28 protein-coding genes are annotated in these 26,865 nt (G+C 59.6%); 13 read left to right on the top strand and 15 right to left on the bottom strand.

Annotated elements, in window-relative coordinates:
* Positions 1-804 carry an ABC transporter permease gene (locus ACESMK_RS12950; protein ID WP_372999295.1) on the top strand — a complete coding sequence of 268 codons (804 nt, stop codon included), beginning with the start codon at positions 1-3 and terminating at the stop codon, positions 802-804.
* Here ACESMK_RS12950 and ACESMK_RS12945 read toward each other — a convergent pair.
* The 8 genes from ACESMK_RS12945 to ACESMK_RS12910 all read right to left on the bottom strand — a co-directional run bounded on the left by ACESMK_RS12945 (position 742) and on the right by ACESMK_RS12910 (position 8,164).
* Positions 742-1,530, bottom strand: a complete 789-nt coding sequence (locus tag ACESMK_RS12945; RefSeq protein WP_372999292.1) for an ABC transporter — start codon at positions 1,528-1,530, stop codon at positions 742-744. The genes ACESMK_RS12950 and ACESMK_RS12945 overlap by 63 nt on opposite strands.
* Positions 1,517-2,437 carry a metal ABC transporter solute-binding protein, Zn/Mn family gene (locus tag ACESMK_RS12940; protein ID WP_372999289.1) on the bottom strand — a complete coding sequence of 307 codons (921 nt, stop codon included), beginning with the start codon at positions 2,435-2,437 and terminating at the stop codon, positions 1,517-1,519. Before ACESMK_RS12940 ends, ACESMK_RS12945 begins: the two co-directional genes overlap by 14 nt.
* 1 nt (position 2,438) lies before the next feature.
* Positions 2,439-3,560: a hypothetical protein gene (locus ACESMK_RS12935; RefSeq protein WP_372999286.1), complete on the bottom strand. Its 1,122-nt coding sequence runs from the start codon at positions 3,558-3,560 to the stop codon at positions 2,439-2,441.
* Positions 3,561-3,630: 70 nt separating this feature from the next.
* Positions 3,631-4,938 (bottom strand): hypothetical protein, encoded by a 1,308-nt coding sequence (locus ACESMK_RS12930; RefSeq protein ID WP_372999283.1) that lies wholly within the window; start codon positions 4,936-4,938, stop codon positions 3,631-3,633.
* A gap of 42 nt (positions 4,939-4,980) precedes the next feature.
* Complete coding sequence (locus tag ACESMK_RS12925; RefSeq protein WP_372999280.1) at positions 4,981-5,616, bottom strand: DUF1826 domain-containing protein; 636 nt, start codon at positions 5,614-5,616, stop codon at positions 4,981-4,983.
* Between the two features lie 157 nt (positions 5,617-5,773).
* On the bottom strand, positions 5,774-6,445 hold the full coding sequence (locus ACESMK_RS12920; protein WP_372999277.1) for an ABC transporter ATP-binding protein: 672 nt from the start codon (positions 6,443-6,445) through the stop codon (positions 5,774-5,776).
* Complete coding sequence (locus ACESMK_RS12915; RefSeq protein WP_372999441.1) at positions 6,438-7,139, bottom strand: ABC transporter permease; 702 nt, start codon at positions 7,137-7,139, stop codon at positions 6,438-6,440. The genes ACESMK_RS12920 and ACESMK_RS12915 overlap by 8 nt, the downstream gene beginning before the upstream one ends.
* A 71-nt stretch (positions 7,140-7,210) precedes the next feature.
* Complete coding sequence (locus ACESMK_RS12910; RefSeq protein WP_372999274.1) at positions 7,211-8,164, bottom strand: ABC transporter substrate-binding protein; 954 nt, start codon at positions 8,162-8,164, stop codon at positions 7,211-7,213.
* A gap of 370 nt (positions 8,165-8,534) precedes the next feature.
* Here ACESMK_RS12910 and ACESMK_RS12905 point away from each other — a divergent pair, with 370 nt between their 5' ends.
* Positions 8,535-9,212 (top strand): response regulator, encoded by a 678-nt coding sequence (locus tag ACESMK_RS12905; RefSeq protein WP_372999438.1) that lies wholly within the window; start codon positions 8,535-8,537, stop codon positions 9,210-9,212.
* A gap of 111 nt (positions 9,213-9,323) precedes the next feature.
* Here ACESMK_RS12905 and ACESMK_RS12900 read toward each other — a convergent pair whose 3' ends face one another.
* The 4 genes from ACESMK_RS12900 to ACESMK_RS12885 form a co-directional block, all read right to left on the bottom strand.
* Complete coding sequence (locus tag ACESMK_RS12900) at positions 9,324-11,585, bottom strand: NahK/ErcS family hybrid sensor histidine kinase/response regulator (RefSeq protein WP_372999435.1); 2,262 nt, start codon at positions 11,583-11,585, stop codon at positions 9,324-9,326.
* Positions 11,563-12,732, bottom strand: a complete 1,170-nt coding sequence (gene nosP / locus ACESMK_RS12895; protein ID WP_372999432.1) for a nitric oxide-sensing protein NosP — start codon at positions 12,730-12,732, stop codon at positions 11,563-11,565. Before nosP ends, ACESMK_RS12900 begins: the two co-directional genes overlap by 23 nt.
* Positions 12,733-12,973: 241 nt before the next feature.
* Positions 12,974-14,074: a porin gene (locus ACESMK_RS12890; protein ID WP_372999271.1), complete on the bottom strand. Its 1,101-nt coding sequence runs from the start codon at positions 14,072-14,074 to the stop codon at positions 12,974-12,976.
* A gap of 187 nt (positions 14,075-14,261) precedes the next feature.
* The gene (locus ACESMK_RS12885; RefSeq protein ID WP_372999268.1) at positions 14,262-15,668 is read right to left on the bottom strand and encodes a WS/DGAT domain-containing protein; all 1,407 of its coding nucleotides are present in this window, start codon (positions 15,666-15,668) and stop codon (positions 14,262-14,264) included.
* A 323-nt stretch (positions 15,669-15,991) separates the two neighbouring features.
* Here ACESMK_RS12885 and ACESMK_RS12880 point away from each other — a divergent pair, with 323 nt between their 5' ends.
* Both ACESMK_RS12880 and ACESMK_RS12875 read left to right on the top strand, forming a co-directional pair.
* Positions 15,992-16,915, top strand: coding sequence for an alpha/beta hydrolase (locus tag ACESMK_RS12880; RefSeq protein WP_372999265.1), 924 nt, complete (start codon positions 15,992-15,994; stop codon positions 16,913-16,915).
* Between the two features lie 88 nt (positions 16,916-17,003).
* The gene (locus ACESMK_RS12875) at positions 17,004-17,753 is read left to right on the top strand and encodes an FFLEELY motif protein (protein WP_372999262.1); all 750 of its coding nucleotides are present in this window, start codon (positions 17,004-17,006) and stop codon (positions 17,751-17,753) included.
* A 19-nt stretch (positions 17,754-17,772) separates the two neighbouring features.
* On the opposite strand, the gene ACESMK_RS12870 is transcribed toward ACESMK_RS12875, so the two are convergent.
* Positions 17,773-18,051: a polyhydroxyalkanoic acid system family protein gene (locus ACESMK_RS12870; RefSeq protein ID WP_372999259.1), complete on the bottom strand. Its 279-nt coding sequence runs from the start codon at positions 18,049-18,051 to the stop codon at positions 17,773-17,775.
* Between the two features lie 124 nt (positions 18,052-18,175).
* Here ACESMK_RS12870 and ubiE point away from each other — a divergent pair, with 124 nt between their 5' ends.
* The 9 genes from ubiE (at position 18,176) to ACESMK_RS12825 (ending at position 24,351) form a co-directional block, all read left to right on the top strand.
* Positions 18,176-18,967 carry a bifunctional demethylmenaquinone methyltransferase/2-methoxy-6-polyprenyl-1,4-benzoquinol methylase UbiE gene (gene ubiE, locus ACESMK_RS12865; protein ID WP_372999256.1) on the top strand — a complete coding sequence of 264 codons (792 nt, stop codon included), beginning with the start codon at positions 18,176-18,178 and terminating at the stop codon, positions 18,965-18,967.
* Positions 18,967-19,608, top strand: a complete 642-nt coding sequence (locus tag ACESMK_RS12860; protein WP_372999253.1) for an SCP2 domain-containing protein — start codon at positions 18,967-18,969, stop codon at positions 19,606-19,608. Before ubiE ends, ACESMK_RS12860 begins: the two co-directional genes overlap by 1 nt.
* Positions 19,605-21,248: a ubiquinone biosynthesis regulatory protein kinase UbiB gene (ubiB, locus tag ACESMK_RS12855; RefSeq protein ID WP_372999250.1), complete on the top strand. Its 1,644-nt coding sequence runs from the start codon at positions 19,605-19,607 to the stop codon at positions 21,246-21,248. The genes ACESMK_RS12860 and ubiB overlap by 4 nt, the downstream gene beginning before the upstream one ends.
* A gap of 27 nt (positions 21,249-21,275) precedes the next feature.
* On the top strand, positions 21,276-21,692 hold the full coding sequence (gene hisI, locus ACESMK_RS12850) for a phosphoribosyl-AMP cyclohydrolase (RefSeq protein ID WP_372999247.1): 417 nt from the start codon (positions 21,276-21,278) through the stop codon (positions 21,690-21,692).
* Between the two features lie 12 nt (positions 21,693-21,704).
* On the top strand, positions 21,705-22,034 hold the full coding sequence (locus ACESMK_RS12845) for a phosphoribosyl-ATP diphosphatase (protein ID WP_372999244.1): 330 nt from the start codon (positions 21,705-21,707) through the stop codon (positions 22,032-22,034).
* 88 nt (positions 22,035-22,122) lie between these two features.
* Positions 22,123-22,362 carry a Sec-independent protein translocase subunit TatA gene (tatA, locus tag ACESMK_RS12840; protein WP_372999241.1) on the top strand — a complete coding sequence of 80 codons (240 nt, stop codon included), beginning with the start codon at positions 22,123-22,125 and terminating at the stop codon, positions 22,360-22,362.
* An 11-nt stretch (positions 22,363-22,373) separates the two neighbouring features.
* Entirely contained in the window at positions 22,374-22,853 is a 480-nt protein-coding gene (gene tatB / locus ACESMK_RS12835) for a Sec-independent protein translocase protein TatB (RefSeq protein WP_372999238.1), read from the top strand.
* Positions 22,850-23,635 carry a twin-arginine translocase subunit TatC gene (gene tatC, locus ACESMK_RS12830; RefSeq protein WP_372999235.1) on the top strand — a complete coding sequence of 262 codons (786 nt, stop codon included), beginning with the start codon at positions 22,850-22,852 and terminating at the stop codon, positions 23,633-23,635. Before tatB ends, tatC begins: the two co-directional genes overlap by 4 nt.
* Positions 23,632-24,351, top strand: a complete 720-nt coding sequence (locus ACESMK_RS12825; protein WP_372999232.1) for a 16S rRNA (uracil(1498)-N(3))-methyltransferase — start codon at positions 23,632-23,634, stop codon at positions 24,349-24,351. Before tatC ends, ACESMK_RS12825 begins: the two co-directional genes overlap by 4 nt.
* A gap of 9 nt (positions 24,352-24,360) precedes the next feature.
* On the opposite strand, the gene ACESMK_RS12820 is transcribed toward ACESMK_RS12825, so the two are convergent.
* Positions 24,361-25,584 carry a UbiH/UbiF/VisC/COQ6 family ubiquinone biosynthesis hydroxylase gene (locus ACESMK_RS12820; protein ID WP_372999229.1) on the bottom strand — a complete coding sequence of 408 codons (1,224 nt, stop codon included), beginning with the start codon at positions 25,582-25,584 and terminating at the stop codon, positions 24,361-24,363.
* Positions 25,577-26,860: a 2-octaprenyl-6-methoxyphenyl hydroxylase gene (gene ubiH, locus ACESMK_RS12815; protein WP_372999226.1), complete on the bottom strand. Its 1,284-nt coding sequence runs from the start codon at positions 26,858-26,860 to the stop codon at positions 25,577-25,579. Before ubiH ends, ACESMK_RS12820 begins: the two co-directional genes overlap by 8 nt.
* Between the last annotated feature and the right edge of the window lie 5 nt (positions 26,861-26,865).

Below are 26,865 nucleotides of genomic sequence, written 5' to 3'. Positions count from 1 at the left end.
ATGAAGGCAGCTCACTACTGGCACTGTTTCGTAGGCATCCAGACCCGTGAATGGCTGAGGTTTTGGCAGCAGCGCACCCGCTTTGCCAGCGCCCTGGTGCGGCCACTGCTCTGGCTGGTGGTGTTCGCCGCCGGGTTCCGGGCGGTACTGGGCATTTCCATCATCCCGCCCTATGAAACCTACATCACCTACGAGACCTACATTGCCCCCGGTCTGTGCGGCATGATCATCCTGTTCAACAGCATGCAGGGCGCCCTGTCCATGGTGTACGACCGGGAATTGGGCAGCATGCGGGTGTTGCTGATGAGCCCCCTGCCCCGTCCCTTCCTGCTGGTCACCAAACTGCTGGCCATGGGCGTGGTGTCCATCGGCCAGGTGTATGTGTTCCTGCTGTTGGCATTGCTGGTGGATGTGGAACCACCGCTGTGGGGCTACCTGGCGGTGTTGCCAGCGTTGATTCTCACCAGCCTGATGCTCGGAGCATTGGGGCTGCTGATCGCCACCTGGATCAAACAGTTGGAGAACTTCGCCGGGGTGATGAACTTTGTCATCTTCCCGATGTTCTTCATGTCCTCGGCGCTCTACCCGCTCTGGCGCATGAATGAGGCCAGCCCCTGGCTGTACTGGATCTGCCAGTTCAATCCGTTCACCCATGCGGTGGAGGCAATCCGGTTTTCGCTGTATCTGGAGTGGAATCCGATGGCTTTCGGAATCACCGCCGGCGTGACGGTGGTGCTGGCGCTACTGGCCACGGCCGGCTTCCGGCCTCAGCGCACCCGGATTCTGGACAGCAAACCCGCGTAGGACCAGCAACCAGAGCAGTGACATGGCCAGGGTCGCCACCACGATGGCCGGCCCGACCGGTACATCGAACATTACGGAAACAACCACCGCAGACAGGTGTCCGGCAATGCCACAGCAGGCGGCCAGGAAAGGCCCTTTACCGGCAAGGGAGCCGAGGATCAGCGGTGTCATAATCAAGGTCGCAAACACCACGTAGATGCCGGCCAGGGAGACCGAATAGGTCACCGCCACAGCGAACACCGGCATGAAAGCCGCACCGGCCATCCAGGCGGGGCGCCACCGGCTCAGCAACCAGACCAGAGCGGCGAGCGTGGCAATGGCAAGCACCAGAGGCCCACTAGCCCACAGCAGGTCACCCGAGGCGGCTCTCTGGAGCGCCTGGGCGCCGTGGGGATCACCACTGACCAGCAGCACCGCAAGACTCGCCCCAATCACGTAGAGAATGCCGATCCAGGCTTCCTTTGCATCCGCCAGCTGCCCGAAGATCAGGTGAACCGCCACGGCGGCCAGCAGTGCAAAGATCAGACTGCTGACCGGTGCCCCGGCCAGCGTGTGGTTGGGCAGAAAATAGAGCCCGGCCAGGGTGCCCAGTGCGGCCCACTGGGCAATGGCCAGATCCGCGAAGATCACGCCTCGGGCAATTACCTGGTACCCCAGCGGAACCAGCAGCAGGCAGAGCATGGCACTGCCAGCTGCTGGCAGGAGCAGCCATTCATACTCCCCCATCGGAGGCTCCGGCTGCGGCCGACTCAATCTGGCGGATAATCTCGCTGATCAGCCCGCCCAGGGTCGCTGTAGGTGCTTCACCCGTGACGGTGCCGGGTACCACCACAACCGGCAGCCCGGTTTGCTCCGCCAGCCATTCTGCCGGCTGCGGGTCCTGGTAGCTGGCAATCAGGATGGCGCTGGCATCTTCCACTCCCGGGTTGGCCAGCAGCTGGCTCAGATGGCTGGCACTGGGGGGCAACCCCGGCTTGGGTTCCAGATCCGCTGCCGTTTCGACGCCCAGCCATCGCAGCAGGTAGCCGAAGTTGGAGTGCTGAACCACTACAGACTGGCCTTCAAGCGCCTCGGCCATGGCCCGCCACTCGGCGCGCAGACTGTTCCAATCTCCCCGCCAGCGGATATACCGGCCCTGAATTGCCGCCGCTTGCTCCGGCTCAATCTCGCCAATGCGCTGGGCCAGGGCACGGGCAATCTCCGGCAACTGATCCGGCGACAGGTGCACATGGGGATTACCCTCTGGGTGCACATCGCCCATGCTGCGATCCACGTGATCGTGGGGCGCGTGCAACTGAGCATGATCGGCGGCAAAGAACAGCCCGGCGCGTCCGGCCTGAATGTCCGGGTTCGAGGCCCGTTGAAGCAGCATGGGTAACCAGCCGGCTTCCAGCGAGGCACCGGTGCAGACAGCAATATCCGCGCGCCGCACCGCCGCAATCAGGCTTGGCCGTGCCTCGATGTAATGAGGGTCCTGAAGGTGACTGGTCGCGTTGGTGAGCTCGGCATCGGGCACCAGCGTCCGGACCAGGGCCGCCCATTCCGGTTCACAGGCGAACACCCGAAGCTGACCCTGGGCCGGCACTGCTGCAACCAGTAGCAACAGCGCCGCAACGGCGTTACGAAGCGTCATATCAGTACCCATGGGCGCCGTGGGCACCAAGGGACATAACGTATTGCACCATCACGGTATTATCAGCGTTGCTGAACCCGGTTGCTTCCTGATGGGTGTACTGCAGCCGTACCGTGGAGAAATGAGAATGGGACCAGGACAGCATCACGTCGGTTTCTTCCAGGGTCTGGTTGTGGAAGTGATCGCCGTGGGCTTCCTGAAGATCCACCTCACCGTAACGAACCCCGGCTGACCACTGGGGCGCGAACTGGTAAACGCCGGAAACGTACCAACCTTCATTGGTATCGTCAGACGCCGCAAACTGGTTCAGCTCGTCCGCATAGAGGTATTCGCCGCTGAGCGTCAGCTGTTGTTCACGGTTGTTGCCGTTGGGAGACCACTTCCAGACCAGATCGGCGATATAGAGGTTTTCACCGGTGTAACCCGCGCCATGGCTATGGCCGTGGTCGTGCCCTTCTTCGTGACCATGATCGTGACTACCGTCGCCGGTATCCGCCGATTTCGCGTGGCGGTTCCGGAGCCAGGAGAGCCCCAGCTGCCAGCTCTGGGACAGACTGATATCGCCACCGAGACGAGTATTGACGGTGTAAACGCCAATGTCTTCCTCGCCCTCGGTCAACTGGTCACCGGCAAAGGCTTCTGCCCCCACCTGCCAGAAAAAGGGCGTGGGCAACAACACGTTCAGGCGTGCCCCGGTGTCATAGTAATGGCTGCCAAGCATCGCGCGATAGGCGGCCGGGCGCTCGACAAAGTCGTCTTCATGCATGTGACGACCGTTCAGGTATCCAACCTGCGACAGGAAACGACCGGCCCGCACGTTCAGTGCGTAAGGCAAGCCGTTCGTCTGAAGATACGCCTCCTCGATTAGCACTTCACTCTCACCGTCATGCTCTTCGAACACGGCGGTGAGTCGGCCGGAGAACAGGTCATCAATCGGGGAAGAAAGGGACAGTTCTGTGTGGCCGAGGCCAAAGCCCTGCTCGCGATGGGACAGAGCGGTCTCGTTCTGTTTGTAGTATCCGTCCAGCGTCACACTGACGTCGGGATTCAGTTCGTTGGCGGTTGCCCCGCCTGCCGTCATGGCCAATGGAAGAATGGTAAAAGGTGCAAAACGTTTAAACATAGAAACTCCGGGGACAAAACAGCAGGGCACGCCATCGGGTGTCGACGTGCCCTGCCGGATTCAAAGCAGATTAGTGTGAGTGCTCTTCTTCGTGACCATGGTCGTGGCCCGCTTCCGCCAGACCCAACCAGGCAATGGCCGAAGCGCTGAAGCCAAGGTCGATGGTCCGGACCACATCACCATCGGTGGCATCCACCTCATGAACAGACTGGTTGTGCAGCACGAACAGGCGTTCCCGAGCCGCAGATACGGCGACAGCGAGGGTGTCACCTTCCCCCGGCGCGTCCATCAGCTCAGCCGTGGTGATCAGTTCCCAGTCGTGGGCCGGATCAAACAGTCGCAGGCCGCTGTCATCGCCCAGTACGTAGAACACCTCACCGTGCGTCGTGAAGCCCTGTGCCAGGCGGCCCACGTCCTCACCAATTTCCAGTTCGTGGTAAACCTCGGTGGTTGATTCAGGATGGATCACGAAAAAACGGTCACCGGCAATGCCAACAAGTTCCTCAACATCATGATTGGCAACGAGGGTACCGATGCGAGAGCCATCCGCCAGACCTTCGGGGTTGCCCAGTTTGGTAGCTGGGTAACCAGCTTCGTGCAGATCAATTACCAGAACGCCATCACTGCAGCCAAAACCAAGACTGTGGGCGTTCGCTGCAGCACCGTGAAGTCGGGGGCAGGCCTGGCTGTAGCGTTCTTCAAATTCGAAATCGGAACCGTCCAGGTGGTAACGCTCAACCGCCGCTGGCAGCGTGGTATCCGTGATTGAGCTGTCCCGATAGGTTACGAACAGGTGGCCATCGATCATCTTGGCAACGCCGTGCATGTTGTTATCCAGCGGCAGGCTGGCCACGGTGGCGCCGCTTCCCAGAGTTGTATCTGAAAACACGGTCACTTTTGAGCTCGCCGCCTCACCACCGTCGAAGAAAACGACACCTTCCGATTCACCGGAAGAATAGTGCGTCGGTTTATGATCGTTCAGGGTCAGGGTCAGCATGCTCGGCATCTCTGCGTAATCATGCATGTGATCGCCGTGGTCCTCGGTATAAAGCCCACCGTCAACAAACGACACCAGATCGTCGCCCCGCTGAATGGCGACGGCATATCGGTTGCCGGGTGAGGCATAGAGGCGCGGCGCCTCCCCATCCATGGCCATGGACGCAAGCACTTCAGTGTTGTCGAGGTCCAGAACCTTGAGCTGCGAAGCGTCGGTATCGAACAGGGCCAGACGACCAGCGGTGTCGATATCGGTATGCTCGTGCTCATCCTCAGAGCTGCTGCTACCGCCACAGGCCGCCAGCATTGCTGCCGAGACCAACAGCACAGAGGTAGCGATCGGTCGCAGACTGAAGGGAAATTGGCGGGATTGATCAGACATCAAGAACTCCTTATTGAATGTTATAACATTGCCTTTGTTGTGTCAGGAAAGCCAGTCCAGTCCCAGAACCAGCCTTGGTGTATTACCCGGAGCGGGCGAGCGGTGAACCAGACCGCGACCTTCGTTGCCAATCCAGGCTTCTCCCTTGAGGATCGCAACCGAGCCGGTTGGCATGACCTGGATGCGGTTCTCCGCTACCGGCTGCTCCGGCAATGGCCCGGGGCTTTCCGGGCGCAAAACATCCGGTTCTGCAAGCCACTCAGTTCCCCGTCCCGAATAGGTCACCAGCAATCGCGCCGGAACACTGTCCGTGTGAAACCGGGGACACATGGTGTCGGCCAACACATGGACCCGAATCCCCACGGCGGCAGGTTCGAACAGGCATCGATACATGGCGATCAGTTGCCTGACATCTGCCAGCCACGTTCGGGCGCCAGGCAATTCCAGCGCCCACTTTGGAAGAATTTCGTCGATGGGCTCGTCCTGCTCCTGCGCCACAAAGCGTTCGAAGCTGGAGATTTCTGACGCGAAATGGCGTGCAAACTCAAGACATTCAGTGCTTGGCTCCCGTCGCCAGACCGCGAGATTGACCTCATCCCGGAATATTTCTGTCAGGCATTCGGGTTTGCCACCGTGAACAGCCACAGGGCCGGCAACCGAATTGGACTCTACTGTCATGGACAACCTCCCGCGCCTGCCACATGCAGGGATGGACTTGGAAAAGGAATATTTCGAGGCGGTAAATGTTATGTTATAACATTACCTAAGTAAAGGGTGATGGCTGTAGCGGATAGCGTAAAAACCAGGGGCTGTTTTTTATCGACCGGGGATTTGATCAGGACATAGTCGGATCGAGCCTGCGTAGTTTGCCGAGCAGCCCTTCGACGATGCCAGCCTCCCCAATCTGATCATCCCACTGCAGTCGCGCAGGCTTTCCGTCGAGGTACCAGAGCCGATTGGCCAATATCTCTGCATCACCACCATCGTGGGTCACACAGATCATCGCCATATCAGGTTGCGAGTCCAGGATTCCGGCGATCAACGCTTTCAGTTCACCGGCCATGATCGGGTCCAACGAGGCAAACGGCTCGTCCAGCAAGAGCAAGTCGGGCTTCACCGCCAGGCAGCGGGCCAGGGCCGCCCTCCTGGCCATCCCGAGTGACAGTTGGTCCGGCAGATAATGTCCATAGCCGGACAATCCCACTTGTTCCAACAGGCTCCTGGCCTCCTGATCACTGGCACCCACCAGTTTCAGATTCGCATTCAGGCTCCGCCAGGGCAGCAGCCGATGCTCCTGGAACAGATAACCGACCCGGAGTGTGTCACGACCGATAACGGCCTCTTCCGGAACCGATTTGTCGAGACCGGCAATGGCATTCAGTAGCGTGGTCTTGCCGATACCCGATGGGCCCAGAAGACAAATGCGATCGCCCCGTTCTATGGTTGCGAACACTTCGCCAAGCACCGGCTGGCCAAAATTGCGGCCCGCGATTCTGAGTTCAAGCATGGGCGGCCTCCGGTTGTCGCCAGCGACTGGATCGGCGCTCAAGGGGCTGAAGGATGGCCAGTTCAATCAGTTGGACGACGGCGATGAACGCCAGGCTGTAGGCCAGAATGGCGGCCACGTCGAAAACCTGAAACGCCATATGCAACTGGAAGCCAACGCCGCTGGAGCGGCCCAGCAGCTCCACCACCAGGACAATCTTCCAGATCAGGGCCAGGCCGCCCCGGGTGGCTGCCATGAGATAGGGAAACAGCTGGGGTACCCAGACTTCCCGCAACCGTTGCCACCGGGTGAACCCGTAGATTGTGGCCATCTCCTCGAGCCTGTAGTCAAGGCTGCGGGCGCCCTCCCGGACGGTAACCGCCACGTTGGGCACTTTGTTGATCACGACCGCCATCACGGCCGCTACTTCCACCAGGCCGAACCAGACATACATAAGGATGATGGTGACCAGGGCCGGCAGGTTCAGTAAAAGCACGAGCAAGGGATCAAACAGGGCATTGGTGGTTGGCGAGCGACCCATGACGATGCCGATGGCCGTTCCTAGAGCCATCGCCAGAACGAAAGCAACAACCACGCGCCCAAGCGTAGCCCCAAGGTGATGCCAGAGCTCGCCGGAGACGGATTCCCGTATCAGGGTATCAAGAACACCCAGAGGCGTTGGCAACAGGGGCGATTTCAGCAACCAGGCAATCATTGCCCAGAGCAGAAGGAACGCAGGCAAAACTATCCAGTAGCTCCAGAGCGGCGGACGGCCGGCACGGCCTTTCACGGCTGCCTCCGGTAAAACAGGTCAGCTGGCATCAGGTTGTCCGCATCAGCACCGGTGAGGGCCATCAGTCGCTGCAGATCGGCAATGCGCTGGTCCGTTTGTGGTGACGGAGTACCGCTGACAAAACCCTCTCGTAATGCCGAGAAAACAGCGTCGTCCGGATCACCCATCAGGGGGCGCAAGCGCTGCCAGGGGGAGTCGCCTTCCGCCAGCTCGGCTTTGGCCTGATTCAGGGATGCGGCAAAGCGATCGATGACCGGACGGTTGTTTGCTGCCCAGCTGACAGGGAAGACGTAACCAAGTACCGGGAGGTTTGAATCCAGATCCAGTTCAGTGAGCAGGTCAGCCATACCAAACGCCGATCGCCAACCTCCCTCGCCTCTCAGACGGGCCGCAAAATGCCAGTAAGTGACGATGACATCGACTTGCCCACGCTTTAACGCCTGACTCAACAGGGGCGGGGCGGCGAACTGCACTTCAGCGGATTCCATCAGGTTGATTCCCTGCCGTTGCGCGACGTTTTTGAGCAGTATCCAGCCCTTGCTGTCCGGCCCGCCCGCAACGCCAATGCGTTTGCCCGACAGATCCGCCACCGAACGGATCGTTGAGTTGTCAGCAACGACGATATCGCCAATCTGGGAGGAGAAAGGAACATAAAGGTAGGGCGTGCCAGCCTGGAATCGCGACTGGGCCCACAACAGGTCGGCCACCGCGCCATGCACCGATCCGCTGGTGACTGCCAGCCTGGAGGCTGGCAGGTTGGCAACTAATTTCAGTTCCAGCTGGTAGCCGTTATCACGGTCCAGCCCCTCGTGCAGGATATGGTCAAGCTCCCAGTGGGCGGTGCCAAACTGCAACACGCTGACCGAAAGCACGGGTAAGCCAGACGCTCCTTCCCGGGCATGGACACTGCCTGCGAGACTCAGGAAAAAACATAGCACGGCGGCCATTCCCTTTTTGATCCAGGGATCGGCAACAGAGGATTGGAAGACGATCATTATTGTTGGTTGTAGGCTCATTGCTCCACGATACGAAGCCCATAGCCCGGCAAGAATAGTACTTTGGTGCCTGTTTTTTGGTGCGATGGTCGCATTCAACCTGAGGCCAAGATGGCGTGTAATGAAACCATCACAATAATAAACAGAGGATCAAAACCGACTCCGGCGATTCTCTGCACAGGAGGCCGCCATGCTGAACGAGCTCGATGCCGCACTCTCTACCGAGAACCACCCTTCCGAAAACTGCCATCATGCTTCCGAAAACCGCTATCATGATTCGGAAAAGATACCCGACACTGAAAACAAACAGGTAGACCCATCCATGGAGCCGGCTTACAAGATCCTGATTGCCGACGACCACCCACTGTTCCGCGAAGCCATCAGCAGCGTTATCGCCTCTGGCTTTCAGGGCAGCCAAATTATCGAAACCGACGATCTGGACAGCGCACTCGAAATTACCCGCGAGAACGACGACCTGGACCTGATCCTGCTGGACCTGAATATGCCCGGCATGCATGGCCTGAACGGTCTGATCACGCTGCGCAATGAGGCCCCGACCATTCCGGTGGTGATTGTCTCGGCCGAGGAAGACAAGCAGGTCGTGTTGCAGGCTATTACCTACGGTGCCTGCGGGTTTATCACCAAGTCCTCACCCCGGGCCCAGATGACCGAAGCCATCCAGCAAATCCTGAACGGCAATGTGTATCTGCCCTCAGACATCATCCGCACCGGCAAGGAAAGCAACACCCGCCGCAGCCGCCATGAAGACAATCCGATCTCTCCGGAGCTGCTGAATTCCCTCACCCGCCGCCAGCTACTGGTGCTCGAGCGCATGTCCAAAGGCGAATCCAACAAGCAGATTGCCTACAACCTGAACATTGCCGAAACCACGGTGAAGGCCCATGTGTCTGCGATCCTTCGCAAGCTCGGGGTGCACAACCGGGTGCAGGCGATTCTGTCTGCCAGTGATGTGGATTTCAGTCAGTATCTGAAGCGGTAAGGTAGCGTGTTTGTCGGATTACGCCGTTGGCTAATCCGACCTACCTTTTGAGCACTCATCCCCGCGTAGGTCGGATTAGGCGAAGCCGTAATCCGACGCCTATCAGCAATGTCAGTTTCGCAGCAGATGACTCAGTGCGCTTCTCAGCTTCAGGGGCTTCACCGGCTTGTTCATAAGCAGATGCCCAAGCTCGCGGATATGCTGCTTCAGCTCGTTGGTGTAATTGGCGGTAATCATCACTACCGGCGCCGGGCATCTTCGGCGGCCATTGATCTCCGCCACTACATCCACGCCGTTTTCGTCGTTATCCAGATGATAGTCCGCCAGGATCAGGTCCACCGCACTGGTAGCCGGATCCAGCTGGCGCTCCAGATCCTCCAGGGACACGGCAGTCACCACGTGGCAATCCCAACCTTCGAGCAGGGTTTTCATGCCCTGGCAGATCGACTGGTCATTGTCGATCACCCAGATCCGGGCACCGCCAAGACCGCTATCGAAAGACACGGCTCGATTCTGGTCGGCCACTGGTTGCCGGGGCTTCAGTTTGCCGACCGGGACCCGGACGCTGAAGACTGACCCCTTGCCCTCGATGGAATTCACCGTCACCTCGTGCCCGAGCATCCGGGAAATCTTGTCCACGATGGCCAGGCCAAGCCCCAGGCCTTTATCGGGTTGTGAGCCGGCCGGGCGGATACGCTTGAACTCCTGGAAAATCTCGGTCAGCTTGTCTTCGGGAATGCCGGGGCCGGTATCCCACACCTGCAACAGAACATGGTCCTTCTGTCGACGACAGCCAAGCAGAATCCGGCCTTGCCCTGTATAGCGAATGGCGTTGGTCAGAAAATTCCGGAGTATACGGGCCAACAACTGGGAATCCGATTCCACGATCGCGGAGCTGGCAACAAAATCCAGCCGAAGCCCTTCAGACATAGCCATCTGACGGAATTCCCGGGCAATGTTATTGAGCAGGTCGCGCAGGTCAAAGGCGGTAACATCCGGCTTGATCACGCCGGCATCGAGCTTGGAAATATCCACCAGGGTGCCCAGCAGGTTTTCCACATCGTCCAGGGAGGTGCTCACCGAGCGGACCAGTCCTTCGGCCTTGGGCCCGAACGACTGCTCCAACAGCGCGCTGGTAAACAGACGAGCCGCATTCAGAGGCTGCAGCAAATCATGGCTGACGGCAGCCAGGAATTTGGTTTTCGAGAGATTTGCGCGTTCCGCCTCCAGTTTGGCGTCCCGGAGGCGGGCTTCCACTGCGGCCCGCTCGGTGATTTCCTGACGCAGCTGGTTGTTCAGGCCCGTCAGGGCAGCGGTGCGTTCCTTGACCCGCCGCTCCAGGTTGTCATAGGCCTGCTCCAGCGCCAGGGCGGTCTTGCGGCGATCGGTAATGTCGCGGATCAGCACGAAGAAACCGATGATGTCGCCCTGTTCATCAAAGTTCGGAACATAAGAGCGAAGCATGTACCGCACTTCGCCCTGCTCCCCAACCTCTTCAAACTCAAACGTCACGTTGTGGCCATCCATGACATCGAGAATCTGCGGCAGGAGGCGCTGGTAAAACTCGGGCGAATGCACCTCATTGAGACGCTTGCCAAGCGGGGACTCGCCTTTGCGTCCGTACCAGGACTCATAGACCTTGTTGCAGAACTGAATGGTCATGTCAGCCCCGATATAGGCAATCAGTGCCGGGACATGATCAGTCACCACCCGGATCCAGCGTTCGCTTTCCTCCAGCGCCTTGATCCGCCGTGCCATTTCGCTGTTCTTCACATCCGTGATGTCGGAGTACAGCACCACCAAACCACCTTCCCGGGTCGGCCGTTCGGTCATCTGGACCCAGCGATCGTTGGAGAGAAGAAACACCACACCCTCGGAATCCGGATGACTGTGTTCCTCAACGATCAAACCCGAGGAGACCGCTTGCGATTTCACCTCAGCGATTGGAGTGCCTGCTTCGGGCACGTCCAGGCCGGCGTGGCGCCAGTAACTCCGGAATCGACTGTTGCTCTGGATCAGACAATGCTGGTTGTCGAATAGCACGAAGCCGTCCGCAATACTCTCGATGGCATCGCTCAGTCTCTGGCGCGTCGTCTCTGCTTCTTCCCGGGCCCGACTCAGGGCCTTGTTGCTGCCCTTCAGTTCCTCCATGGCCTGGTTCAGGGCTTCGGTGCGCTCCCGTACCTGCTCCGCAAGCACCACCGAATGCTCGAAGGCCGCGTAGGGCTCCGGCTTATGGGCGGAACCTGACTCAACCCGGACAATCAGAGCGTCCCGAATCCGTCTGAGCCGCTCGTTTTCAGCCTCGAGCTCGGCAATTCGCCGGTCCCGTTCATCTTCAGCGGGTAATTCAGTCTTGTCCGGAACGGACATCAGGCTGGCCAATGACCACCCCCGTAAACGTCTGGTTGATGTGCATACCGTCGAACTGCTCGCCGTAGGTATTGAAGCCGATCACCTTGTGATGGCGCAGGAATTCCGAGACCGCTTCCACTTCCCCGGTCAGTTCAGCCTCAAGGCGCCTCAGAAAACAGTCGCAGCCGATGGTGATCAGGGGCGGGCCTACGACCCGCTCTGCCGCTTCAATCTGGGTGCGCACGCTGTCCAGTAGGGATGCCGGCTCCATGGCCGTCATCACGATCCCGGTTTCCACAGCGCAATAGAAAGTCAGACTCTTGTCCGGATTCACACGCTGCACAGACCGGACAAAATAGTGGCCGCCGATTTTCACCCCCATGGGCCTGAGCGCGAAGATCTTGCGATCCAGAGCATTTACATCCACTCCCACAGCCCGGGCATAAGCGTCGGCGGCGGGTTCCGCATTGAGCTCGTATACGGTCCGGCTTTCCGCACAGGCGTCGGTGACCACCAGTTTTTCACTGCGTTCAACCATGTGGTGTGTGGAAAACACCCGGAAATCCAGGGGCGTGTTCACCAGCAACACCGTGGCGGCCCCGGTATGGAACTGGCCGTCATAGAACACATGAGTGTTGGCCAGACGTTCGTCGTCACCGGCGGAACCGCCAAACTGGGGAATCGTTCCGAGCGCTGAATTGAGCGTTGCCAGAACCAGTTCTTCGCGGCTTGAGAGGCCATCCAGAAGGGTAATGGCAAAGGTGTTGCCCTTGACCGGAGCCAGCCTGGCATCCCGGCAGGTGGAAAGCAGGCCGTCGATCACGCCCTGGGCATCCTGCAGGGTGAACCGGTCCAGTTCCCGGATCAGGGCGCAGTCGATGGCGAAATAGCGGTCATCAAACCCGATGGCCGTGATGCATCCGCGGCCGTAACCGTCAGGTGTGATTTCGCCCGCGGAGGTACAGCCGCATACGCGCACACCCTGGAATACGTGTTCAAGGGCAATGCCCAGGCGTTCCAGGTCGTATTCCGCAGAACAGAAAAACAGGACACAACCAAGGTGTTCATGGCTGAGTTGGCTGGCGAGATTGGTAGCGGCCAGCATTGGATCGCGAACACTGGAGCTCGCTACCCGGACCGCGGGCAGGGTCGTCGCTGGCTTCATAAACGCGGATCCCGGAAACGGATGACTTTTTACCGATTCTACGGCATCCGTAAACGCAGCCAATGCGACTTCAGTGCTTTTAATAGGCGCGCCAAAATGATCGTAAGCCATTGATTAAACTACCTCCTGAATCAATGTCTGGCGGCGCTGCCGGTTTCCATGGAGGCAAACCGGCACTTTAGTCTTAGACAGACCGGCGTTGGGAGGAGCCTCCTGCCCCTTCCGCAACCCCAGGTAGTGCTTAGAACATCACGATGGCGCCAAGAGCGATGGTGTCTGCCTCAGTGGTGGTTGCACCGGTGGTGCGGTTGTTGTCTTCGTACATGTTGTACTCGGCAACCAGCTTGAAGTTGCTGTTTACGTCATGGAAGAACCCGAGGGTTGTACTCTCTGTTTCCAGATCCAGAATCTCGGCATCGGTTTCCCCGTATGACAGAACCACCTTGTTGGCACCAAAAGCGTAAGAGCCCTGAACCAGGAAGCCGTCTGCGTCGTCTTCGGCCACCGGACCGTTACCAATCAGCACCGGGTTATCACCCTTGGAGGTAAAGCCGGAAGCCGCCAGGGTGAACCCGGCGACCGAGGCCTTGACGCCGTACCCGAGACCCGTGCTGTCAATGGTTGTCGAGCCATTTTCAGCGGACTGGTAGCGACCGTTCACCCAGCCTGTCAGAGCGACATCGTTCAGGTTGGCGTTGTAGGTCACCTCGGACTCGAAACGGGGCGCGGCGTTTTCGTCATTGGCGCCGGTCACCGTGTCGGCAGGATCCAGCACACCGGCCGCCACCTTGAGGCCACTCATATCCGGCGAGCGGTAGGTAATCTGGGCAGACGGTGTCGGGTACGGGTAGCCCGCGCGGATATTGCCGAAGGAAACGCCACCGGCTACGCCGGGGGATCCGAACCCCATCAGGATCTCGTCGAGGAAGATGTTGGAGCGTGCGTACAGGCCGAAATCCTTACCGATCAGCACCTGGCCGAAGTCGCCGTCCACCGTGGCATAGAACTGCCGCACGTCAATGGCTGTGTCTGTGGGTGAATCCAGGCTGTCATTGATGGTGGTCCAGAACGAGGAACGTCCACCGAGCGTCAGATCACCCATCTCCTTGCTGAAATTGAAGCCGATGGTATTCGGAAGGAAGCCCATCTTGATTCGGGAATCGCGGACATCGTTCTGCTTGTCATCACGGTTTACATAGAACGCATTGAAATAGCCATCGACGGAAAAGCTGGTGCCGTCCTGGTTATACAGCTCAACAGCGGCATTGGCTCCTGTGCTGGCACCCATGGCTGCGGCCATGGCGATGGCTAACCCTGACTTTCTGACGTTATTGTTTTTCATAGTTCCCCCGGTTGTTTTTGGAAATCTGGGATCGGAGGTCCGGGTCATCCGGACTCTCCAGGCGTGGTCTGTCGCCCGAATTCCATGGTCGGTGATGCGAGGGAGGGGGAAAATGCTTCCAGGGAGCAGGTTTTCTGCTCATTTGGGAGGCACTTGAAATGAAACTTTGGGAGTAAGACCCGGCGGATCAGTCTCCGGGGAACTGGGCGAGTTCCTGCAGGCAGTCGTTGAGAAAGTCTTCGGGATCGGCCATCACCGCCTCATCGGCAACGACGCCAAACTGTACCTGGCCGGCGTAGCTGACAATGCTGATACCCAGACCGATATCCCCGGCCTGGGGTACCCAGAACATCTGCTCGGTGATACGGCAACCGGCAATGTAGCGAGGCTCCGGGGTGCCCGGCACGTTGGACACCACGGCACTGGCCTTGCGATAGAACACATCGGCCAGAGGCTCCCGCCAGGGCTCCGGAACGACCGTGGCACTGGCCGCAAGCCCCCAGGCAATGCCGGGTTGCCAGCTTTTCTTCAGGCGGCGGGTTTCATGCTTGATGCGGTACAGGCGCTCGAGGGGGCTTTCGCCGTCCACCGGCAAAGGTACAAACACGGTGCCGAAATAGTTACCCAGGGCGCCGGAGGCCGGTTTCAGCTCGTCGGGCAAACGGCTGCGAATATCAACGGGCACGGCGGCATGCAACACCGCCTCATCCAGGTCCGCCCCGTCAATTCCAAGTCGGGTGCGCACCGCAGCCGCAACACAGCTCAGCAACACATCGTTGATCGTCACGTTGGTGACCCGGGCGATGTTCCGGAAGCGCTCCAGGGGCACCGGTTCAGACCAGCGACAGTGCCGTCGCCCCAGCAGCGGCCGCCGGAGATCCGTGTCTGAATCCTGCGGCTCCACCAGGAATTCCGAAAACTCATGGACCAGCTTGAGACTTTTCTGGGCAACCCGCTCCAGCAAGCGTCCGGCATCCTGCCACTGGTTGCCATCGGATTCGTCTACGCCTGCAACGCCCTGCGCTTCTTCTGCGGACTCTTCAGAGGCCAACAGTTGCCCGAGCCAGCCTTTTGCTGCAGCGGTCCAGCGTGACAGCTCCGCGGTTTCAGGTGCACCGTATATGGCCGGATGCTGCTGGGGCGACGGTGGGCAGAGGCGTTCAAAAATGCCCAGCAGAGACAGACCATCGGCGTAACAATGGTGAATGCGCAGCAACAGGACCGCCCCGCCCTCGGCATTGGGCGCCAACCAGAACTTCCAACGCGGGCGATACATGGGCAGAGGCTGGTTCAGCCGCACCGACACCCACTCCTGCAGGCTTTCCGGAGTGAAGCGATCCACCACCACATCCAGGTGGTGGCGGACATCAAACATCGGGTCCTGCTCCCACCACCAGGCGGGCGAGCGCTTGACCGGCATGTACCGGAAACGCTCCCAGGCCATCCAGTAAACCCGGAGGAATTCCCGGAAACGGGGCGCGGTCAGGCCATCAACCCGCAGCATCACGGTGATGGTCATGGGGTTTTCCGGGCGCTCCAGGGCCAGCCAGGCCGAATCCGCAGGTAGCAGGAGATGCGATTGTTCGTGACTCAAACCCGAACGTCCCTGGAAAAGTGATGAAGGTAAGTAAAAACCGAACTCCGCATTGTGCCAGACAAGCCTCGCAGGCTCCATATGCGGCACCAGTGCACGCCGTTACAAAAAATTACACGTGAGTAACTGTTCAGTCCTATACTGGTTATAAGCCTTGATGCAATGGTTATTAAACACTCAGCCAGGTCATCGATTGGCCCCGGGAGATCGTAAATCGGGTACTCAGCGCCAATAACTCAATGGCCTGAACGGGGTACAAAAGGCTTACCAGCGCAATCGAATTCCAACAACAGGTCATTGCCGTGCTGGGCGGGAGAGCAGTTATGAAAGCGAGCCATGTTCGCAAGCTGATAAAACCGATTGAAAGCGCTTACTCGGAGATGTTCTCCGGGCAGGTCTATCGCGTTGGCAAGGGCGCAGTCTCCGTTCGCAACCACAGCGGCAAGGCGGAGCAGACCGTCGTTGGCGTGCATGGTTTTCTGGAAAACCACTGCTACTTTACCCAGGCCTATGAAGCGCCCACTACCGAACTGATCCTGCTCACCTGCAGCAATTACCATATCCCGGTGAACGGCGTGACTCCGGAAACCCCGAATTGGGAAGTGCCTATCAAACACCTGGAAGGCACCATCGAATACGACGCCTGCATACTGAACCAGGCGCTTTCCAACCTGCCCACCACGGAGAACATCCGGGTACATGGCCACTCCCGCGGCGGGGCGGTGATCCTGGAGGCCATCAAACAATGGCCAGAACTGTATGACGATGTAGAAGTGGTACTGGAAGCGCCGGTGCTTCCCGGCGGCAGACTTTCAGCCCTGGTGACCACCATTCTGGAACCTGTAAGCCACGGCATGTGGCCCTGGCTGATCCGCCTGATCAACAGTGCTCCTTCCTCGGCCTACGGCCAGACGTTTTTCGGAAAGATGAACCCGCGGAAAAAGCAACTTCTGAGCAAGCTGTTCTCCGCCACCAAGGACCACCTGACCATCGTCCGTAACATCGAGAACATCATGGACTGGATGGTGCGAACCGACACCAGTGTCTACAACCACGTGCGGCACGGCACCTTCCTGATTCCGGCTGTGGACCGTATTCTCGACCGGTCATCGATGTTGGCCAGCGCCCGCCAGAGCCCGACCACCATGCGAATCGTGGAAACCGAGGCCCCGAGCCACTTCATTACCCTCGACAGCAAGGAGTGGGTGCCGGGCTTTGAAACGCTGCCCGCTGCTGCCCAGGGCTAGCAGCCCCCCCCCGGAGCGCATTACTGCAAGACCGTCACAGCTCCGCTAAACTACGCTCTTTTCGTCAGGTTTAGTGGAGCCATCCCCCATGTACCGTGAGCGCCTTGTCGCTACCGAAGCCCGCTCCGAAAGCGCTCGCAGGCTGCAGCAATTGCTGCTGGACTACCATGATTTCCGACAGCTGAAAGCCGAACACCCTCTGCTGGAGGGTACATTCCACGTTGCCGGCTGGCAGGCGGAACGGCTGAAGGCAACCCACTTCGACCTCTACCAGCATCCCGGTTACCACCACGGCCTTGAGTTTTTGTTGACGGATCTTTACGCCCCGGCCGGCATGACCCGCCGGGACGACAATATTGATCGGGTCTTCCCCAAGATGGTGAAGTGGCTGCCGGACAACCTGCTGGACACCTTCGCCGGCCTGGTGGAGCTGAATCTGATCACCCAGGAGCTGGACCTGGAGCTCACTGAGCTTTTCCATCAACAGGGCGTACCCGTCCAATCGTTGACGGTGGCGGACTACTGCACCGCCTACCGCGAAAGCAGACGGCTGAAACAGCGGGAGAGGCAGATCATCCTGGTGGCAGATGTTGGCCAACAACTTGATCGCTATGTCCGCAACCGGACCCTTGGATGGCTGCTATCAATGAGCCGGGGACCGGCGGAAATGGCCGACCTGACAGACCTGCACAGTTTCCTTCACCGGGGCTATTCCGCGTTCCGGAAGATGGATGATGTAGAGTTGCTGATCGACCGGCTGGTTACGCGGGAGCAGCAAGTGATGCGCAATATCCTGAAAGGTCACCCGAAACCCTTCAGCCTGCCGGGGGACCTGTAAGTCGGCGTCTGCCGGATGCTCAGGTCTTGATAATCTGATCCAGCTGGGAGTGTATTTCCTGCTCGATTCGGGATTTGAAGGGGCGCAGCAGCATACCCAGCTCCAGATGGATGTGCAGGTCCGTAGGGCTGATGTTCAGGTGCCCCTTGACGCCGCTGCGTTTGAACTTCAGCTGGTCGCCTTCCCACTGGTAATGCACGTCGAACTGGCTGGACAGATCCTGTGCCAGGGCCTCAGCGGCCTGTCTCGCGTGCTCTTTATCCAGGGAATGCGGGCGATGTACATCAATTACAGACATGAATCAGTTTTCTCTCGGATTTGGACAGATTTACAGTTTAGGGCGCTATTTAACTTGCCGCCACCCTTGTAGCAACCCCGTCAGCGGTTAGAATACGGGGTTCAGATTCTGACAGGACATCCCCATGAGCGAGCAGCAAACGCCAGCCAACCCGGCCGGAAACAACAACGGCCAGGACGACGTCACCCACTTTGGCTTTCGCAACGTGCCGAAAAGCCAGAAGGCAAGCCAGGTGGCGGAAGTATTTCACAGTGTGGCGGGCAAATACGACCTCATGAACGACCTCATGTCCATGGGGATTCACCGGCTCTGGAAACGCTTCACCATCGAACTTTCCGGAGTAAGGCCAGGCCACCAGGTACTGGACATTGCCGGCGGCACCGGCGACCTCACCATGAAGTTTTCAGACCTGGTGGGCCCCTCCGGCAAGGTGGTGCTGGCCGACATCAACGCCTCCATGCTCCAGGTGGGCCGTAGCCGGCTGACAGATCGAGGCTACGCCGGCAACATCGAGTACGTTCAGGCGGATGCCGAGCACCTGCCGTTCCCGGATAACAATTTCAACGCCGTTTCCATCGCGTTCGGCCTGCGAAACGTGACCGACAAGGATCAGGCCCTCCGGGACATGACGCGGGTTCTCAAGCCAGGCGGCAAGCTGATGATCCTGGAATTTTCCAAGCCAACAAATCCTCTGTTGAGCAAGGCTTACGACACCTACTCTTTCTCGGCGCTGCCACTGATGGGCCAGCTTATCGCCGGCGACAGCGAAAGCTACAAGTATCTGGCCGAATCCATCCGGATGCATCCGGACCAGGACACTCTCAAGGGCATGATGGAACAAGCAGGCCTGGTGAACTGCAAGTACTACAACATGACCGGCGGCATTGTCGCCCTGCATGTGGGAATCAAGCCCTGATGTTTCCCGGCCCCACCCTGCTTTCCGCTGTCTCCGCGATACTCGAAAGCGCCCTGAACCGGGCGCTGGAACTGGATCCGGCGGGGCATCATGCCTTGATGGAAGCACTGGCGGGTCCGGTACAGTTCAGTATGACGGCCCCCGTTCCCCTGACCTACACCCTGGACCGTGCCGGAAACCGCGTCCGGGTTGGCAGTCAGCCGGTCGATCAGCCTGCCCTGGAGATCACCGGCAGGCCCATCGCCTTTGCGGCCCTGGCCACCGGCGATGACCGGGTCTTTGCCGATGGCCGCCTTGAGGTGACTGGCGATACGGCTTTGGCCCACCAGCTGCAGCGCGCACTGAACCAGCTTGAGCCGGATTGGGAAGCCGCCATGGCCCAGCATATTGGTGATGTGCCCGCACACTTTCTGGGCCAACGCATTCGCCGCGCCATCCGGTGGAGCCGACAGGCGTTTCAGTCCCTGAACGCCAACATCGAAGAGTATGTGCACGAAGAAAGCCGCGCCCTGCCCGGGCGACGGGAGCTCGAAGCCACCTTCGAGGACATCGACGACCTGAACCTGCGTACCGAAAGACTGGAAGCCCGGCTGAACCTGATCGAGAACCGCGGCAAGACTGACGAACCGGAGAGCCTGTGACCCGCCTGCAACGCCTGTTCCGAATTGCCTGGGTATTCTGCCGCTACCGTCTGGACACGTTCCTGCCGATAGCCGAACTGCCTGCGCCCCTGAAGGTGTTCTTCCTGCTAGCTCCGTGGCATCTTTTCCCGCAGCCCAAACTTGATCGCGGCGACCGCCTGCGACTGGCCCTGGAAGAGCTGGGCCCGGTATTTGTAAAGTTCGGCCAGATACTTTCAACCCGGCGGGATCTGCTGCCGGACGACATGGCCGAATCCCTGAAAAATCTTCAGGACCGGGTACCACCATTTCCCAGCGATGAAGCCCGAGGCATTATCGAAACCTCGCTCGGCGCACCGGTATCGGACCTGTTTGCCGAGTTCAGTCCGGACCCGCTGGCCTCCGCCTCGGTTGCCCAGGTGCACGCAGCCACCCTGCTCAACGGCCAGAAGGTGGTGGTCAAGGTTCTGCGCCCGGGCATTGAAAAGGTTATCCGTCAGGATCTGGCTCTGATGTACCTGATGGCGGGTCTGCTGGAAAAGTACTGGTCCGAGGGCAAACGCCTGCACCCGGTTGAAGTGGTTGCGGACTACGACTCCACCATCCATGACGAACTGGACCTTCAGCGCGAAGCCGCCAATGCCAGCCAACTGCGCCGGAATTTCGAGAATTCCGCACTGATCTATATTCCGTTTATCGACTGGGACTACACCCGCAAATCGGTGCTGGTCATGGAGCGTATCCACGGCATTCCGATTGCGGATACCGCTGCCCTGAAATCCGCTGGCGTCGACATGAAGGTACTGGCCGAGAAGGGCGTGGAAATCTTCTTTACCCAGGTGTTCCGGGATAGCTTCTTCCACGCCGACATGCACCCCGGCAATATTTTTGTGGATACGTCCAACCCCGCCGATCCCCGCTATATCGCCATCGACTTCGGCATCGTCGGTACTCTGGCACCTGACGACCAGAGCTATCTCGCCCGCAACCTGCTCGCCTTTTTCCGCCGCGACTACCGGCAGGTGGCTCAGTTGCATATCCAGTCAGGCTGGGTTCCACCCGACACACCAGTGAACCAGTTTGAGGCAGCCATCCGTACTGTCTGCGAACCCATTTTCGAGAAACCGTTGAAAGACATCTCGTTCGGCCATTTCCTGTTGCGCCTGTTCCAGACAGCCAGGCGATTCAACATGGAGGTGCAACCCCAGCTTGTGTTGCTGCAGAAAACCCTGCTCAACGTGGAAGGTCTGGGCCGACAGCTTTACCCGGATCTGGATCTCTGGAGCACCGCGCAACCGTACCTTGAGACCTGGATGCGTAAGCGCATTGGTCCTTCAGGGCTGATCAAATCCCTGCAGTCCCATTTGCCCTCATGGCTGGAGCAGTCGCCGGAAATGCCGCAACTGGTACACGATGCACTGCTGCAACTGCGGCAAGCCGGGCCCACCGAGCCCCAGAACCGGGCTACACTGGAGTTGCTTCGGGAACAGCAAATCCGTACCGAGCGAAGATGGCGGCGAACGACACTGGCGGTACTTCTGGTTGCCGGGGGGATTCTGGGCACCCGGCCGGAAAGCCAGCAGTGGATTGAAAGCGTGCCAGCCTGGAGCTGGGCCCTGTTTGCCATTGCCGGCGGACTGATGCTCCGGGGCGGCCGATAACCAAGAAAGATTTCAGGATTCACAAAAATGCAAAAGAGCTCGGATAACGTCGAGAACCCTGACTGGCTGGATGCCATTCGCTGGACAAAGGACGGACTGGTGCCGGCCATCGCCCAGGACGCCGAGACCGGCGACATCCTGATGATGGCGTGGATGAACCGGGAGTCACTCCGGCTGAGTGCCGAAGAAGGTCAGGCCGTGTACTGGTCCCGTTCAAGGGGCAAGCTCTGGCGCAAGGGGGAAACGTCAGGACACCAACAGATCATTCGGGACATTCGACTGGACTGTGACGAGGACGTCATCCTGCTGAAAGTGGAACAAAAAGGCGGCATCGCCTGCCATACTGGCAGACGCAGCTGCTTTTACCGGACCCTGAAAGACGGTCAGTGGGTCAGTGTTGACCCGGTGATCAAGGATCCCGGCACCATCTACGGCGGCAACTGAGGAGCACGGACAGTGAGCGATGTACTGGAAAACCTGGCGCGGGTTCTGGAAGCCCGCAAGGAAGCCGACCCGGAAACCTCTTACGTAGCCAGCCTCCACGCCAAGGGTCTGAACAAGATTCTGGAAAAAGTGGGGGAAGAGTGTACGGAAACGCTCCTGGCAGCCAAGGACGCAGAACACACCGGCGAAACCCGAGATGTGATATACGAAACGGCCGACCTGTGGTTCCACAGCATGGTCATGCTGTCGAGACTCGGGCTTGGTCCCGAGGACATCCTGGATGAACTGGCCAGCAGGTTTGACCTTTCAGGCCTGGAAGAAAAAGCGTCCCGGAACAAGTAACCGGTAATACCTCTAATGGGGTTTCCGCGTACCGGTTCTGGTAACGTACAATGTCATGGAACAGAAACATTAAAACGAGGACCCCGTAATGGGTATCAGCATCTGGCAATTACTTATCGTGCTCGGCATTGTCATTCTGTTGTTCGGAACCAAGAAGCTGCGCAACATTGGCAGTGACCTGGGTGGTGCCATTCGCGGCTTCAAGAAGTCCATGAACGATGAGGACTCCAAGGCCGAGAACCAGGAATCCCTGGAAGGCAAGGAAGGGGATCAGCCAGACCAACAGGCTGCGGCCGAAGACAAGCCCCGGGACAAGTCCCACAGCTGAGACCAGGCTGAATGTTTGATATCGGCTTTCTTGAGCTGCTCATCTGCGGCGTCATTGCGCTATTGGTCCTCGGTCCCGAGCGCCTGCCCACGGCGGCACGCGCTGCCGGTCGGTGGGTCGGCGGCGCGCGCCGCATGGTCAGCCAGTTCACCTCGGAACTGGACCGGCAACTGAAAGCCGATGAGCTCCGCGAAGAACTTCGCAAGGCGGGTGATGTGGGCCTGGAAGACGTACAAAAAACCGTGCGTGGCGCCCTGGACGAGGCCAAGAAATACGAGCACATGATCTTGCCCGAGAACGAAACCAGAAAGCCGAAGCCAGCTCCGGCGACCCGTCGAATGGCCAGTGAGCAGAAAACGGCCGATAGCGCGGAGCAGGATCAACCCTCGGGCAGTGCCCCCTCGCAGACGTCTGAAACCGCCCCGGGCGGGTCCGAACAGTCAGAATCCGAAACCCCGAACCCGAAAAGTCCGCCGGATAACCGTTCATGAATGCAAAACCCGACGGCAACCAGCTGCCTCCGGAACAGCAGGAAATGCCCCTGATCGAGCACCTGCTGGAGCTGCGCAACCGCCTCCTGAAGATGGTGCTGGCGGTACTCGTCTGCTTCGCAGCCATATACCCGTTCGCCAACGAGCTTTACCTGTGGCTCTCAGAGCCCATCCGGTCCCTGCTGCCCGTTGGCCAGACCATGATCGCAACGGATGTCACCTCGCCCTTCTTCGCGCCGCTGAAGCTGGCTCTGGTTCTGGCGGTCTTCGCCGCCATCCCGATCATTCTCTACCAGCTCTGGAGCTTTATCGCGCCTGGCCTCTACGCTCATGAAAAACGGCTGGCCTTTCCGCTGCTGTTCACCTCAGTGATCCTGTTCTACGCCGGCGCGGCTTTCGCCTATTATGTGGTTTTCCCGCTGGTGTTCGGGTTCTTTACCGCGATAGGGCCCGAAGGCATCGTCGAATTACCGGACATCACCAGCTACCTCAATTTCGTTCTCAAGATGTTCTTCGCCTTCGGTGTCGCCTTTGAGATTCCGATCGCCACTGTGCTGCTGATCCTTACCGGTGCCACCACGCCCGCCGACCTGGCCGCCAAGCGCCCCTACGTGGTGGTGGGCTGCTTCATCATCGGCATGCTGCTGACCCCGCCTGACATTATTTCCCAGACCCTCCTGGCCGTTCCAATGTGGATTTTGTTCGAAATCGGCATCCTGTTCGGGCGACTGGCGAAACGGGAAGTCGCAGATCCGGACCGCGATGAGCCTGCCGGCGAATGAATCTGGCGTTACTGTTTGACGAGGATTTCGTAGCGCCTGACCGGGCCGTCCTGCGTGGCCGACGTCTGGCCCACCTGCAGTCCGTTATCAAAATCGTTGCTGGCGATACGGTGCCGGTGGGCCGGGCCGGTGGACAAATGGGAGTCGGCGAGGTCGTCCGGCTTACCGATACCGAAGCGGAACTTAAGCTCACACTGGACCGACCTCCCCCCTCGCCACTGCCGCTCACTCTGGTGCTGGCCATGCCCCGGCCGAAGATGTTCCGCCGTATCCTGCAAACCTGCGCCGCACTGGGAGTGAAAGACCTCTGGCTGATCAACAGCTACAAGGTGGAGAAGAGCTTCTGGCAGACGCCGTGGCTTTCAGATGAGCAGCTTCGGGAGAACCTCACTCTGGGACTGGAGCAGGCAAAAGACACCCTGATGCCCAGAGTGCAGATTCGCAAGCTGTTCAAGCCTTTCGTGGAAGACGAGTTGCCTGGGCTATTGGCCGACAAGCAGGCTCTGGTAGCCCATCCCGGAACCAGCACCCCGTGCCCGGTTCACCTGAACCAGCCAACAGTGCTCTGTATTGGCCCGGAGGGTGGCTTTACGGCTTACGAAGTGGACAAGCTTGAAGAAGCCGGTTGCCAGAGTGTGCACCTCGGCCCCCGGATTCTGCGGGTGGAGACCGCGGTACCGGTACTGATCAGCCGGCTGTTCGACGCTTGCCTCTGATAGCGAAGCTCATGAGTTCAGGCCCATGGCCTCGGCAGCAATGCGATTTTTCACTGGCCCCAGCTGATTGAACCAACGCAGGCCGGTGTTCCGGAGCCAGCGCACCGGCAGCTCATCACGGCCAAACAGCTGCTTGAAGCCTTCCATCGCCGCCATCATGGCGAGATTCTCGCCTTTGCGACGGCGCTGGTAGCGCTGCAGAACCAGGTTATTGGCCGGTGACAGACCGGCCTTGCGCGCCCGCGACAGCTCGTCCAGCAGAGCACGGACATCGCCGTAGCCAAGATTGGCACCTTGCCCGGCTAGCGGGTGAATCGTGTGCGCCGCATCTCCCACCAGGGCGAAGCCAGGGGCAACATAGTCCTTGGCATGGCGCTGGCGAAGCGGGAACGCAAACCGACTGGAAACCGCTTCAACCGACCCCAGCTCGCGCTCGATGGCACGTTCCAGCTCCGCAGCAAATTCCCGGTCGCCCAGAGCCATCAGGCGCCTGGCTTCCCCGGTATCCTGGGACCAGACAATGGAACAGAAATGCTCACTGCCAGATTCGGGCAACAAGGGCAGGAATGCCAGTGGACCGGTTGTTGAAAACCTTTGCCATGCCGTAAAGCGGTGGCTCTGGGTGGTTCGCACCGTGCACACGATGGCCTGTTGGTCGTAGTCCCACTCGCGGGTTGGCAGCCCCACCCACTGACGCAGGCGGGAATTGGCTCCGTCACATCCCACCACCAATCCGGCAGACAAGGATCGGCCATCGTCCAGCTCAACCGTGTAACGCTCAGACAATCGTGTGCAACCGATGATCCTCGCGCCCTCGATCAGCTCAACCGGGCTTTCATCCAGGGCCCTGAACAGCGCACGCACGACGCTACGGTTTTCGACAATCGTTCCAAGGGCGCGCGCCTGAAGCTCGGCGGCCTCGAACTGTATACGCCCCGTGCCGTCACCATCCCAGACTGTCATGGCCTGATAAGGACAATGTCGACCCGCGGTCACCTCGGACCAGACCCCAAGCTGCTCCAACAACTGCTGACTGGCTACGGAAATGGCACTGACCCGGGGCTCGAAATCTGCAACGGTGGTGGCTGGATTCGGTGCCTGCACCAGGGTTTCGTGATCGGAGCCCTCCACCAGTGCCACCTGCCAGCCCTGACGTGAGAGCCCGAGAGCCAGGGCGGAGCCGATCATGCCACCGCCGGCCACAAGAATATCGAAGGTTTTCGCTTCACTCATGACCTGGCGCCTCCCGGTTCAGGTTTCCGGGCCGGTCAATCACCGCCCGACGACCACCCAGACCCATGGCCTTGCGCGCAAACCAGCGTTTCGCGCCCGGCAGGAGATCAAGGCCCACCAGTCCGGCATCCCGGGCGGCAGTTACCGGCAGCATGGATTGCCCGAACAGGCGCACGAGAGAATCGGAGAAACGCACCGTCTGTTGCCAATCCTCGCGGTGAAGGTGCTGGTACCGCTTCAGGACCTCGAGATCTCCGATGGATCGGCACTGCTCTTCCGCCAGCCGGAACTGTTCCACCAGTGTCATCAGCCCTCGCAGCGCCAGATTGAACCCCTGCCCGGCCACCGGATGCAGGGCATGAGCGGCATTGCCCACCAGAGCAACGCCGGGCCGCACCGGCTCGTCTACCGTGGTCAGGGTCAGCGGGTAGTGGTGGCAGGTACCGATGCGGGTAAAGCGCCCCAGGCGCCAACCGAACCTCTCCTGCAGCCGTCGGCATTTTTCGTTGTCTGACAGCTCCAGAACCTCCGCCAGCGCCTCGTCGGTCAGCGTCCACACCAGTGCGGACTGATTCCCGGCGCGAGAAGATGAACCATGGGGTAACAGCGCCATCGGGCCTGCTTCGGTGAATCGCTCAAAGGCGGTAAAGCCATGGCTCTCGCTGGTAGAAACATTAGCTATCAGTGCGTTCTGGCCATAGCTGTGGCGATCGGGCCTGAAACCAAGCTTCTCACGCAATTCTGAGCGACCGCCATCCGCAACCACCAGACAGCGAGCCGTCAGTTCCGGGACATCCTCGCCGTCCTCCGACAGCCGGACCCGGACGCCGCCCGGGATAGGCGTCATATCTGTCACTTCTGCCGGCGCCCGCCACTGGACGTTGGTCTCCAGAAGCTCACGCATCAGGCACAGACCCATCCAGCGATTGTCCGCTACGTAACCAAGCGCCTCCTGACCATGCTCAGCGGCATGCAGCCGGGTAGCGCCAAAATGCCCCCGATCAGAAACATGGATATGTTCGATGGGCGTGGCATGCTCGGCGAGCCGGTGCCAGAGCCCGAGCTCCTCAAAGATCAGCCGGGAGCCCCAAGCCAGCGCGGTGGAGCGGGCGTCGTAGCTGGGTTGGTAGCTGTCCGGCAGGGCATCGGGTGAGAGCGGAAACGCCTCGACCACGGTCACTCTGAGCGACGGCACCATCCGTGCCAGCGCCAGGGCCAGGGTTGCTCCGGCAAGGCCACCACCGGCAATGATCAGATCAGTATCTGTCTTGGTCACAGGGT

The organism is Marinobacter sp., from assembly GCF_041687235.1.
In the GTDB taxonomy this organism is placed as follows: Bacteria; Pseudomonadota; Gammaproteobacteria; order Pseudomonadales; family Oleiphilaceae; genus Marinobacter.
This window is presented reverse-complemented; position numbering and strand designations above follow the sequence as displayed.